14 protein-coding genes are annotated in these 12,055 nt (G+C 39.1%); 12 read left to right on the forward strand and 2 right to left on the reverse strand.

Annotation, left to right across the window (positions count from 1 at the left end):
- The first annotated feature begins 43 nt into the window (after positions 1-43).
- The 9 genes from AC27I2_RS00285 to AC27I2_RS00325 all read left to right on the forward strand — a co-directional run bounded on the left by AC27I2_RS00285 (position 44) and on the right by AC27I2_RS00325 (position 8,983).
- On the forward strand, positions 44-1,123 hold the full coding sequence (locus tag AC27I2_RS00285) for a pilus assembly protein PilM (RefSeq protein WP_058403854.1): 1,080 nt from the start codon (positions 44-46) through the stop codon (positions 1,121-1,123).
- Entirely contained in the window at positions 1,111-1,683 is a 573-nt protein-coding gene (locus tag AC27I2_RS00290; RefSeq protein ID WP_138529521.1) for a PilN domain-containing protein, read from the forward strand. Before AC27I2_RS00285 ends, AC27I2_RS00290 begins: the two co-directional genes overlap by 13 nt.
- A complete protein-coding gene (locus tag AC27I2_RS00295; protein WP_058403852.1) occupies positions 1,673-2,278 on the forward strand; it encodes a type IV pilus inner membrane component PilO in 606 nt (201 codons plus the stop codon). The genes AC27I2_RS00290 and AC27I2_RS00295 overlap by 11 nt, the downstream gene beginning before the upstream one ends.
- Positions 2,275-2,814: a pilus assembly protein PilP gene (locus AC27I2_RS00300; protein WP_138529519.1), complete on the forward strand. Its 540-nt coding sequence runs from the start codon at positions 2,275-2,277 to the stop codon at positions 2,812-2,814. Before AC27I2_RS00295 ends, AC27I2_RS00300 begins: the two co-directional genes overlap by 4 nt.
- Positions 2,801-4,894, forward strand: a complete 2,094-nt coding sequence (locus tag AC27I2_RS00305; RefSeq protein WP_058403850.1) for a type IV pilus secretin PilQ — start codon at positions 2,801-2,803, stop codon at positions 4,892-4,894. The genes AC27I2_RS00300 and AC27I2_RS00305 overlap by 14 nt, the downstream gene beginning before the upstream one ends.
- A 184-nt stretch (positions 4,895-5,078) precedes the next feature.
- On the forward strand, positions 5,079-5,597 hold the full coding sequence (aroK, locus tag AC27I2_RS00310) for a shikimate kinase AroK (protein WP_006793103.1): 519 nt from the start codon (positions 5,079-5,081) through the stop codon (positions 5,595-5,597).
- Positions 5,598-5,627: 30 nt separating this feature from the next.
- On the forward strand, positions 5,628-6,698 hold the full coding sequence (gene aroB / locus AC27I2_RS00315) for a 3-dehydroquinate synthase (protein ID WP_487203193.1): 1,071 nt from the start codon (positions 5,628-5,630) through the stop codon (positions 6,696-6,698).
- A complete protein-coding gene (locus AC27I2_RS00320) occupies positions 6,699-8,060 on the forward strand; it encodes an AAA family ATPase (protein WP_487203194.1) in 1,362 nt (453 codons plus the stop codon).
- Positions 8,061-8,113: 53 nt separating this feature from the next.
- Positions 8,114-8,983, forward strand: coding sequence for a Dam family site-specific DNA-(adenine-N6)-methyltransferase (locus AC27I2_RS00325; RefSeq protein ID WP_219422824.1), 870 nt, complete (start codon positions 8,114-8,116; stop codon positions 8,981-8,983).
- On the opposite strand, the gene AC27I2_RS00330 is transcribed toward AC27I2_RS00325, so the two are convergent.
- Both AC27I2_RS00330 and AC27I2_RS00335 read right to left on the reverse strand, forming a co-directional pair.
- Complete coding sequence (locus AC27I2_RS00330; RefSeq protein WP_058403846.1) at positions 8,928-9,113, reverse strand: DUF2970 domain-containing protein; 186 nt, start codon at positions 9,111-9,113, stop codon at positions 8,928-8,930. The genes AC27I2_RS00325 and AC27I2_RS00330 overlap by 56 nt on opposite strands.
- Positions 9,114-9,116: 3 nt before the next feature.
- Positions 9,117-9,413, reverse strand: a complete 297-nt coding sequence (locus AC27I2_RS00335; RefSeq protein WP_058550596.1) for a hypothetical protein — start codon at positions 9,411-9,413, stop codon at positions 9,117-9,119.
- A gap of 204 nt (positions 9,414-9,617) precedes the next feature.
- On the opposite strand from AC27I2_RS00335, the gene rpe reads away from it, so the two are divergent.
- The 3 genes from rpe to trpS are packed head-to-tail and all read left to right on the forward strand — an operon-like array spanning position 9,618 to position 12,002.
- Positions 9,618-10,301 carry a ribulose-phosphate 3-epimerase gene (gene rpe / locus AC27I2_RS00340; protein ID WP_487203195.1) on the forward strand — a complete coding sequence of 228 codons (684 nt, stop codon included), beginning with the start codon at positions 9,618-9,620 and terminating at the stop codon, positions 10,299-10,301.
- Complete coding sequence (locus AC27I2_RS00345) at positions 10,301-10,966, forward strand: phosphoglycolate phosphatase (RefSeq protein WP_487203196.1); 666 nt, start codon at positions 10,301-10,303, stop codon at positions 10,964-10,966. Before rpe ends, AC27I2_RS00345 begins: the two co-directional genes overlap by 1 nt.
- 31 nt (positions 10,967-10,997) lie before the next feature.
- Entirely contained in the window at positions 10,998-12,002 is a 1,005-nt protein-coding gene (gene trpS / locus AC27I2_RS00350) for a tryptophan--tRNA ligase (protein ID WP_006793110.1), read from the forward strand.
- Positions 12,003-12,055 lie beyond the last annotated feature (53 nt).

The raw sequence follows: 12,055 nt of genomic DNA on the forward strand, positions 1-12,055 counted from the left end.
ATTATAACTTGTTTATTATTAAAACAAAGGCCAAGTTGCAAACATGCTAAGTCAACTATTTCAAAAGCCGTCACCGATGATGGTAGGAATTGATATCGGATCGCACTCGATTAAAGCGGTGCTTCTGAGAGAAATTGAAACTGGATTTCGATTAGAAGCGCTAGCAATTGAGCCAATGCCTAAAGGCGCTATGAGTGAACGAACGATTCAAGATATTGAAGCGATTGGTAATGTAATAACAAAATTAAAAAGAAAATTACCAAAATCACTTAAAAATGCAGCTGTGGCCGTCTCGGGGCAAACGGTTATAACTAAAGTGATTTTTATGGACGTGTCGTTAAGCGATGCAGAGCTTGAGTCTCAAATTGAAATTGAGGCCGACAGTTTAATACCTTACCCACTTGACGAAGTGAGCCTAGACTTCGAAAAGCTTTCAACCAATGAAGCTGATCCGAGCAAAATGAACGTGTTACTTTCTGCTGCGCGAACTGAAAGTGTAGAAGCGCGTGTTGGCGCACTAGAAGATGCAAACCTAGATACCAAAATTGTAGACGTAGAAAGTTATGCACTTAGTCGTGCTATGGATGTTTATTACCAACAGCTGCCAAGTGATGCCTTCAACAAATGTGTGGCGGTAGTTGATATAGGGGCTGTATTAATGCTTGTGAGTGTTGTGCAAGCCGGTGAAACTATTTATACCCGTGACCAGGTTTTCGGTGGCGATCAATATACAAACAGTATTGTTAACTACTACAACAAAGGGTTTGATGAGGCTGAAATAGGTAAAACATCTGGCGACTTGCCTCCTAATTATACTTTTGAGGTGTTGGCGCCGTTTCAAACAGCGTTATTACAGCAAGTACGTAGAGCGGTACAAATGTTCTTAACCACCAGTGGTAAAGAGCAAATCGATTACATTGTACTGACAGGCGGCACATCTATGATCAAAGGAATAGATCGCTTGTTAATAGAGGAACTAGGTATCCATAGTGTTGTTGCAGAGCCTTTTGCAAATATGGAAATTTCGCCCAAAGTAGATCGTAATGTAATGCAACGCCATAGAACACAGTTTGCGATTGCGACAGGCTTGGCATTAAGGAGTTTTTCATCATGCCACATATAAATCTACTGCCTTGGCGAGAGCGACAACGCGAAGAGTCTAAAAAGAAATTTGTAACCATATTGATTGGAATTGTGCTGGCGTGTTTTTTAAGTATGTACTTGTTAAGCATGTTTTATGGCGCCTTAAAAGATGGGCAAAACCTAAAAAACAATTATTTAAGTTCAGAAATCAGTATGCTTGATCGAAAGATAAGTGATATCAGAGAACTAGACAAACGAAAAGAAAACCTACAGCAACGTATGCGACTAATTGAAGAGCTGCAAAGTAGTCGTAACCTTGGCACACAAATTATGGATGAAGTAACAAAAATAGTGCCTCAAGGTATTTATTTAACAAAGCTTGAGCGCAGAGGTAGCCAAATTTATGTGCTTGGGCGCAGTGAATCAAATAACCGTTTATCCACTATGATACGTCAAGTACAAGGTTCTTATTTATTAGAGCGCTTAACAATGCAAGATATTGTTGCAGGCGATCAGTCTTCGCGTTTACTCAGTGACTTTAGTATGGAGTTTTACGTAAAACCATTTGATGAGATTGGTGAGGTGCGTGATGAACCTTGATTTTAAAGCGCTTGGCGAAATAGATTGGAATGAAATTGAATTAGATAACATTGGTGATTGGCCTGCGGCTGTAAAAGTGATTTGTTGTGCATTTGTGGCTGGCCTTATTTTGTTTTTTAGTTATAGCTTATTGGTTTCTGACGAAATTGACAGTTACCACAATGCAGTTTCCAAAGAGGTTGATTTAAGAAGTACATACCGAACAAAGTATGCTGTGGCGAGTAAGTTGGATATTTATCGTCAGCAAATGATAGAAATGGAAGATAAGTTTTCTCAATTACTTAAACGTTTACCTACTTCAAATGAAATACCGGGCTTACTTGATGATTTATCGTATGTTGGCACAACAAGTGGACTCACTTTTTTAAAAATTGGCTGGTTACCTGAGGTTCAAAAAGAATTTTATACCGAACTGCCCATTAAAATCGAAGTCGTAGGCACGTATCACGAATTTGGTGAATTTGTTGGAAAAGTGGCTCAGTTGCCACGAATAGTTAGTTTACATGACTTTTCTATTACGTCTTCTGGTGAAAAACAGCTAACATTTAGTGTTGTAGCAAAAACTTACCGCTATGAAGAAGGAGCTAAAAAATGAGGCTTCTTCATTTAATCCCGGTTTTGGCTGTTGTTGCGTTAGTAGGTTGTAACGATGATACATCGGAACAAAAAGAGTTTATTGATCAGGTAAAAGCAAGCACTACGCCTAAAGTTGAGTCAATTCCTGAACTTACTCAATTTGAAATTTTTGAATATAGTGCAGGTAATTTGAGAAGCCCATTTGTGGCACCCCAACCTGAAATAATTCAGAACAAATTGACACAAATAAAAAACTGTTTACACCCAGATCCAGACAGACGCCGTGAGCCACTAGAAAAATACCCGTTAGATAATCTGGCAATGAAAGGTACAATTGGCTCAAGTGGTCAAGTTTGGGCACTTATAACCGCGGCAGATGAAACGTTACACCGTGTAACGATTGGTAATTATTTGGGTAGTTACGATGGCAAGGTAAAAGCTGTGAGTAATGATTTCATAGAATTAGTTGAATTAATCCCTGATGGGTCTGGTTGTTGGAAAGAGCGCCTGACTAAACTGGAAATGTTAGAGGCGGCAACTGATGGCGCAAATTAATAATAAAAAAGGTAAAAATAACATGCATAAGGATGTTCTTTGGTTTAATCGCATTGCGAAAAGTTTACTTGCAACAGCCGCTTTGGTTTGTGCTAGTAATGCTTTGGCAGGACCATTGCTTTACGATGTACGTTATAATCCATTACTTAAAGGTGAAACCGAACTACAGCTTGTTTTCGACGAAGAGATAACGCTAGAGCCGCAAATTCAAGTGTTTAACAGCCCAGCGCGCATTGAAATGTTTTTTGACACCGCAGAGTTAGAATTAGGGTTAAATGACGTTGAAGTTAATCAAGCAGGTATTAGTAGCGTCACTAATGTTTTATCTGAGCAAGGTTTAAAGGTAACGGTTAACCTAGACAGATTAAAAATGTATGAAACAGAAGTTAACAATAACCTAGTTTCAATACGTGTATCAGATAATCCATTAACTGGTTCAGTGACCGAAGATGAAGCTTTACTAACAGGTGATGTGAGTGGAAACTACATCAACCGAATTCAGTCGATTGATTTTAGACGTGGTGAAAAAGGTGAGGCGAAGGTGCTTGTATTTTTACAAGATACTCAAGCTGCAATAGAAGTGCATGAAAGTGGCGGCAAAATTTACGCAGATTTTCACCATACTGACATTCTTGACGATTTACTCTATGAGTTAGATGTTTTAGATTTTGGTACCATTGTTAGTACCATCGAAACATTTAAAGAAGAAGGGCGTAGCCGCGTTGTTATTGAACCAAATGCGGAATTTACGTTCACGTATCAGCAAATAGACAATATTCTTACTCTTACGGTTGAAAAAGATGAGACTCAGAATGCCTATTTAGATGGTGGTAAAGAGTATCAAGGTCGACCAATGACCTTAAACTTTCAAGATATTTCGGTCCGTGCCGCATTACAAATTATCGCAGGTTATAACGACTTTAACTTAGTAACGAGTGACTCTGTTACGGGAAATATTACGCTGCGTCTAGACGGTGTGCCTTGGGATCAGGCTCTTGATGTAGTATTACGCATCAAAGGGTTGGACAAGCGTATGGATGGCTCTATATTGATGGTAGCGCCAGCTGAAGAACTTGCCGCCCGTGAAGCTAAAGATTTAAAAGCAAAGCAACAAGTTGAAGATTTAGAGCCGCTTTACAGCGAATATATGCGTTTAAATTATGCCAAAGCTGAAGACTTTGCTGATTTATTAAAAACTGATATTAATAGCATCATTACTCCACGCGGAAGCGTGTCGGTTGATCAGCGTACTAATACGCTACTCGTTAAAGATACTGTTAAGAGTATAGAGAATATTAGACGCATGATTGAAACCCTAGATATACCGGTTCAACAGGTTGTCATTGAATCTCGTATGGTAACAGTTCGTGATAATGTAACTGAGGATCTAGGTGTGCGTTGGGGGTTTAGCGATCAGCAAGGTAGTGATGGCATATCAGGTTCTTTGGAAGGCGCTGAAACAATTTCAAATGGGGTAATACCTGACTTAACAGATAGGTTAAATGTAAATCTGCCTATTACAAATCCAGCGGCAAGTATTGGCCTGCACATAGCAAAGCTCGCCAACGGTACACTCATCGATTTAGAGTTAAGTGCACTTGAAGAAGAAAATAAGGGTGAGATTATTGCAAGCCCGCGTATTATTGCTGCCAACCAGCAAAAAGCGCGTATTGAGCAAGGTACTGAAATACCTTATACAGAATCAGCTTCTAGCGGTGCAACAACGGTTAGCTTTAAAAAAGCAGTACTGAGTCTAGAGGTTACGCCGCATATAACGCCTGATAACAAAGTAATATTAGACTTAATTATCACGCAAGATACACGCGGTGATACTGTACAAACGGGCACTGGTGAGGCTGTATCAATTGATACGCAAGAAATTCAAACACAAGTGCTAGTAGAAAATGGGCAAACTATTGTACTCGGTGGTATTTTCCAACAACAAATAATCAACACCACAAATAAAGTGCCGGTATTAGGTGATATTCCTTATGTTGGTAGGTTATTTAAAAGCACTAGTGAATTTAATGAAAAGCGCGAACTGCTTATTTTTGTGACACCGAAAATACAAATAGATTAAAATAAGGTACTTTTTTGTTAATCGACGGGTGATTATCTAGTTTAATTGCTCGTTATGTGGCTTTTTATTCTAATTGACTTGAAATACCCCTGCAATTACTGAGATAATCCCCTCCTTAATTTTGGGGCCAGGTCGTTAGGCGGGGTTTTATTTCAAATTTTAGAGTTCGTTTGTACTAAAAGATATGGCTGAGAAACGTAATATATTTCTAATTGGCCCCATGGGGGCTGGAAAAAGCACAATTGGTCGTCACATTGCCGATCAGTTACACCTTGAATTTGTTGATTCTGATCAAGAAATCGAACGCCGTACGGGTGCAGATATTGCCTGGGTATTCGATCTTGAAGGTGAAGAAGGCTTTAGACTTCGTGAAGAATCTGTTATTGGCGACTTAACTGAAATGCAAGGTATTGTACTTGCTACAGGTGGTGGTTCAGTAATGAGTAAAGAAGTTCGAAACAAGCTTTCGGCTCGTGGTATCGTTGTATACCTAGAGACACCTATTGAAAAGCAAGTTGCACGCACACAACGCGACAAGCGTCGCCCGTTACTGCAAACCGAAGAAGCACCTCGTGATGTACTAGAGCGCTTAGCAGAAGAACGCGAACCGTTATATAAAGAAGTGGCTGATTTTGTTGTACGCACTGATGAGCAAAGCGCTAAAGTTGTTGCAAATCAAATCATTGAGAAACTAGATTTTTAAAACCAATAAATAATAAAGGATTAGCTGAGCATGCTTAAATTAACTGTTAATTTGGACGAGCGAAGTTATCCTATTTATATTGGGCAATCTGCACTTCAAGATAATGGCCGTCTAATTCACCATATTGGTGATTGTCGGCCTATCATCATTACTAATGACACAATTGAACCTTTATACTTACAAGGCTTGCTTGATTCATTAGCTGAATTAAACCCTCTTTCCTTTATCATACCTGATGGTGAGCAATACAAGTCGCTTGATTGGTTTGAGAAAATATCTGCATTTTTACTGCAAAATAACTGTGGTCGCGATACTTGCTTAATTGCACTAGGTGGCGGCGTAGTTGGCGATTTAACTGGATTTGTAGCTGCATGTTACCAACGCGGTGTGCCGTTTATTCAAATACCGACAACACTTTTATCGCAAGTAGACTCATCTGTTGGTGGAAAAACAGCAGTGAACCATCCGTTAGGGAAAAACATGATTGGGGCGTTTTATCAGCCACAAGCTGTTTTTATTGATACCCAGTCTTTGCATACACTCCCAAAAAGAGAGTTTGCGGCAGGAATGGCCGAAGTTATCAAGTATGGTTTAATATACGATACCGAGCTATTTGCTTATTTAGAACAAAATGTTGAAAACCTACAGCTGCTAAATGAGACATGCCTACAACATATTATTTACAGGTGCTGTGAGATTAAAGCGTTAATTGTTGCTGAAGATGAAAAAGAGCAAGGTCTTAGAGCACTGCTAAACTTAGGGCATACTTTCGGTCACGCAATTGAGGCCCAAATGGGCTATGGTAAGTGGCTCCACGGTGAAGCTGTTGCTACAGGTATGGTATTAGCTTCTCGGTTGGCTAGTACACGAGGTGACTTAACGCAGCAAGATGTAGAGCGTATAATAGCTGTTATTAAACAGTATAACCTGCCAACTGAAGTGCCTGCTGATATGACGAGCGAGCAATTTTTATTGCACATGCGTAAAGACAAAAAAAATAAAAAAGGGACTATCCGTTTTATTTTACCCACTCAATTTGGTCAATGTGCACTTGTAGATGATGTATCTGACGATCAAGTCCGAGCATTAATCGAGCACTAAATGCAGTCACAAATTTTACCAAGCCGTGCGGCTTTGGTGGATAGAATCGCACTGCAATTTGAATATGGCCAAAACCTCATTGTTTTACTGGGCACATCAGGCTTAGGTAAGAGTTATCTGCTTGAAACCTTTATTACCGATAAATACAACGACTTTAATAAGGCATTTGTACAATCAAGTGCAAAATTAACGGACGCTCAGTTAATGAGCGACCTATTAGAGCAGAGCTTTAACAACCCGTTAGTTGATCATAATTTGAGTTTGTCTGAAAATTTTTATCAGTTACTTAATCAACAACAACCGGGCTCATGTTTGTGGGTTATTGACGGTGGTAGGCACTTATCAGAAGAGTTTTTGATTGAGCTTGAGTTGCTAGCTAAAAATAGTCTAATCACTCTTTATATTATGATTGCCTCAGCTGCAAAACTGCCAGTTGAACATGCAGTTGAAATTCATCTTGAACGGCTCCCCATTCATGAAAGCAAGCAGTTAATGGGGTGGTATTTTGAAAAACTTCCTCATGATGAAGACCCTGTTTTCCAAGCTTTTTTAGCTGAAGCTAACGGTAACCCTAGTTTATTGCTTGCTTGGCAACAAGATGAGTATATTGCTGATATTAAAGTCAAAGATAAAGTATCATGGCGTGTACATTTACTGGTACTGATGTTGCTCATTATGCTTTTAATTATAGGCTTGTTGTATAAATCAGACATGAGTGACTGGTGGCAAAAACATTATGAACAAGGCACCATTGAGGTTGATAGCACTGCTATTCCAGTGAGTCAGGTCACAGCACCTTCTAATTTTGAAGACAATACAGCAAGTATGACTTATGTATCAGCCGACACAGAAACAAGCACCAAGCAGAGTGAGCCACCAAAAGTTGAGCTGCAAAGTACAAACGATATACCTGCAATAATGCAAAGCTTAAGTGCTGGAAGTCAGGACAATAATTCAACTAAGTCAAATAGCCCTATAGAGGATGAGCCAGTTGAAGAGTTTCTAGAGGAGAGGCAAACAAGCACTGAAGCAGGTGAATCACCAATGCCGCAGCCTATTGACGGAGCCAGCGTGTGGTACTCTCAGCAAAATGATTCAAATACAGTTATTCAGTTACTTGCAGTCACACAAAAACAAGTTGTAGATGATTTTATAGAAGAATATGCACTTCAATTAACAGCGTACACCTATCAAACACAAAGAAACGGTAAAACATGGTGGGTGGTTACAACAGGCAGTTTTACAAGCATAAGTGATGCGCAGCAAGGTATGAAAAACTTACCTGCTAGTATCTTAAAAAATAAACCGTTTTATAAAAAAATTAGTAAAATAAAACAAGAAATTGCACTACTTGATCAGTAATATAAATCGCTTTAGTGTAAAATCGCGCAACACCAGATTGAAGTAAAGAACCAATGCAGCAAAAGAGTAGAGCCTTCCTTAAATGGGCTGGCGGAAAATACAGTCTCGTTGATGATATTAACGCGCGATTAAACCAAGCAAGTTCGCATGCTGATACCTTGGTTGAACCTTTTGTTGGTGCCGGTTCAGTTTTTTTAAATAGCAATTTTAAGCATTATGTTCTTAACGATATTAATGCTGATTTAATCAACTTGTATAAAGAATTAAGAAATTCACCCGATGAGTTTATTAGTGACGCAAAAAAACTATTCGTTGATTTAAATAACCACCCCGACGCTTACTACGAATACCGAGTTCAATTTAATCAAAGTCGCGATGTATACGAACGGTCAATGCTGTTTTTATACATGAATCGTTTTGGTTACAACGGATTATGCCGTTATAACTTAAAAGGTATTTTTAATGTACCATTTGGTAAATATAAAAAGCCTTATTTTCCTGAAAAAGAAATGTATTTTTTTGCTGAAAAAGCACAGCAAGCGACGTTTACGTGCTTAGGCTACGATGACGTATTTAAATTGGTTCCCAATAACGCGGTTATATACTGCGATCCCCCGTATGTCCCTTTGAGTAAAACGGCTTCGTTTACTTCTTATGCTAAGGGCGGGTTTAATTTAGATGATCAGGCTAATCTAGCTAACTTGGCAGAGAAAGCTGCGTTTGAAAATAACACGCCAGTGCTTATTTCAAATCACGATACTGTATGGACACGAAAAATATATAGCCAAGCGTCTCTTGATCAAATTCAAGTTAAGAGAACGATAAGTCCTAAGGGGGGAACTCGTAACAAAGTCGGCGAGTTAATGGCTATGTACTTACCACTAAAGCAACCACAGCGTAAATTGAAAGCGCAAAAGCGATAAAAAGTATTACCGCAATGGCAATAATTGATGAAATCGAGTGTTCTTGAAAATCGGCACGGCGTTTTTGTTCTGATTGAACACCAAAAAATGCGGCTAGCACACTTTGCAACGCGCTAATAAAGTGCCGCATTGTTTAGAATAAAGGCTTTAAAGAAGGTGTTTTTTTGCTGTCGTCTGAGCTTGTTAATAGCTCTAATAAATCTAGGTAATGAAACTGAGCACTGCGGCTATCGCCTGTGATCCAAGAAAACCACGAAGAGTCTTCTTCAAGTACATGTAAACAGGGTTTACTTGTCTCTATTTCGTGTGTTGCTTGCGAGGCACAATTATTAACCGAGCTTAATTCTTGCCCTGAGCTTGGCGTAAAATTGACTACCCCAATCACTAATAATGCTGAAGCAATTAATATCCCAATTTTAAAAGCGCGCATGGTTTAAACCTAATATTTTGTTACTTTTTTAAGCATAGCAAAAACTGTTCAAATAACAAACTTGTTTCTAATAAAGACGATTAATTAAATTCAAAAATAGCCACTTAACCACTTTAAAAACAGCAGGTTTACGCCTTAGTTGCTTGGGTAACGTCATCAATTGAGTTACATTAACGTAATATTTGACTCATTGGTGAATCTGCTATGTTTAGCCCAGAACAAAAATACTTAATTGCCCCATCAATTCTTTCAGCTGATTTTGCAAAACTTGGTGAAGATGTTGATAACGTTTTAGCCGCCGGCGCAGATGTAGTTCATTTTGATGTAATGGATAATCACTATGTTCCAAACTTAACAATTGGGCCGATGGTGTGTAAAGCACTTAGAGATTACGGTATCACCGCGCCAATTGACGTGCATTTAATGGTTAAGCCTGTCGATAGTATCATTCCACAGTTTGCTGAGGCGGGGGCATCCATTATCACGTTTCATCCCGAAGCGAGCGAGCATATTGATCGCACTATTCAGTTAATAAAAGATCAGGGCTGTAAAGCGGGTTTGGTATTTAACCCCGCAACAAGTCTAAGTTATTTAGATCATGTGATTGAGAAGCTAGATACCATTTTGCTTATGTCAGTAAACCCTGGGTTTGGTGGGCAAAGTTTTATTCCTCACACACTTGAAAAACTAGCGCAGGCAAAGCAGCGTATTGTTGAGTCAGGCCGAAATATTCGACTTGAAGTGGACGGTGGTATCAAGGTAGACAATATTGCTGCAGCAGCTCAAGCAGGTGCAGATATGTTTGTAGCAGGCTCAGCTATTTTCAATCAACCAGACTACAAAGTGGTTATTGATCAAATGCGTAAGCAACTTGAGAGTGTAAAATAATGCAGTATGATGCCGCATTTTTTGATTTAGATGGCACGTTAGTCGATAGTGTATACGACCTCTATATTTCGATTAATTTAACTTTGAGCGATTTAGCATTTCCTATTGTAAGCCAACGCTTGGTCGAAAGCTGGGTTGGTAATGGTATAGACATGCTGGTAAAGCGAGCACTGAGTGGTGATATGCAAGTTAGTGAGCATTTAGATGAATCGCTAACGAATAAAGCCATAGCACAGTTTCATAAGCATTATGAAGAACAAGTAGGCCAATACAGCGTGCCATACCAACATGTTGAAACAGGACTTGCTGCTCTACGTGGTATGCAAAAAGCATTGATAACTAATAAGTCTCGAATTTTCACAGAAAAGTTACTCGATAAGCTAGCCCTTACCAATCATTTTGAGCTGATTATTTGTGGTGATGATATGGCAAAAAAACCGTCACCTGAGCCATTATTATTTGCGTGTGAAAAGTTAAATATTGAGCCTGCTAAAGCAATAATGATTGGCGATTCTAAAAGCGATATACTTGCTGCAAAAGCGGCGGGTATTGATGTAATAGCAGTAGGCTATGGTTATAATCAAAGTGAAAACCTTGCTGATTATAATCCACAGTACCTATGCGATAACTTCTTAGATATAATACCTGTTCTAACGCAGCGTTAAATATTAATAATTAAGTAAATAAAGGAAAATCATGAGTAAACCAGTAGTTTTAAGCGGCATTCAGCCAACCGGTGGTATGACAATAGGCAACTATGTTGGCGCTATTAACCAGTGGCTAAAGTTACAGGAAGATCACGAAAGTTTCTTTATGTTGGTTGACTTGCATGCTATCACCGTTCGCCAAGAGCCTGAATTATTACGCTCTCGTGTACTAGATGGTGTTGCGTTGTATGCTGCGTGCGGTATCGACCCTGAAAAGTCAGCGTTATTTGTTCAGTCTCAAGTGCCAGAGCATGCGCAGTTAGCGTGGGTGCTTAATTGTTATGCGCAAATGGGTGAACTTAACCGCATGACACAGTTTAAAGATAAGTCGTCAAAGCATGCTAACAATGTAAACGTGGGCTTATTTTCGTACCCAGTATTACAAGCAGCTGATATCTTACTTTATCAAGCCGATCAGGTGCCGGTAGGCGAAGATCAAAAACAACACTTAGAGCTAACGCGTGACATAGCGACGCGCTTTAATAACTTATACGGTGACGTTTTTAAGCTGCCTGAGCCATATATTCCAGAATTTGGCGCACGTGTAATGAGCTTGCAAGATCCACTCAAAAAAATGTCTAAGTCTGATGAAAATCCAAATGGCTACATTATGTTGTTAGATGAGCCTAAAAAGATTGAGAAAAAGCTTAAAAAAGCAGTAACCGATTCAGATGAGCAAGCACGTATTTACTTTGACCGAACTGAAAAGCCAGGCGTATCAAACTTACTTACTTTATTAAGCGTTGCGACTAAGCGCTCAATAGAAGACCTAGTGCCAGAGTTTGAAGGTAAAATGTATGGTCACCTTAAAAAAGATACAGCCGATGCAGTAGTAAGCATGATTGAACCAATTCAAGCACGGTTTAAAGAAATTCGTGAAGATCAAAACTTACTTGATAACATAATGAAATCGGGTGCTGAAAAAGCAAGCGTACGTGCAGAGAAAACGCTAAAATCGGTATACGATGCGTTAGGGTTTATTCCACGCGGATAGGTTTATTGAAATAAAAATGCCGCTTATTAGCGGCATTTTTCATATGGCACATA

The sequence above is a fragment of the Pseudoalteromonas sp. NH0006-46 genome, from assembly GCF_057547735.1.